A 339-nucleotide genomic window follows, 5' to 3' on the forward strand; every position below is an offset into this window, starting at 1 on the left:
ATACGAATCAAAGTGAATCTTACCAACATAAAGGAGGAAGAAAATGGAATTTTTAGAAATGTCATTGAGCGAATTAGAGGAGTGGTCAGAAAGGAGATTACAAGAATCCAGGATATACAGGCAGGAAGCAGAGCGAGAAGCAGAGGAAGCGAGGATATACAGGCAGGAGGCAGAGCGGAGAGCAGATCAAGCAGAGCGGGAAGCAGATCAAGCAGAGCGGAAGTTAGAGGCATATATCTTGAAAGTGTTGAGGGAGAGCAACAACGAGGAGTCGCTGAAGATTGCGCAAGAACTGGAGCAATCGAGAATATACAGGGATCAAGCAGAGCGAGAAGCAGA

1 protein-coding gene is annotated in these 339 nt (G+C 46.0%); it reads left to right on the forward strand.

What is annotated here, in order from left to right; genetic code table 11:
• Positions 1 to 43: 43 nt before the first annotated feature.
• Positions 44 to 339 (forward strand): hypothetical protein (locus tag CCZ01_RS10165; protein ID WP_146745261.1); only part of this gene is annotated, 296 nt, incomplete at its 3' end.

The sequence above is a fragment of the Helicobacter monodelphidis genome (assembly GCF_003288845.1).
GTDB lineage: Bacteria > Campylobacterota > Campylobacteria > Campylobacterales > Helicobacteraceae > NHYN01.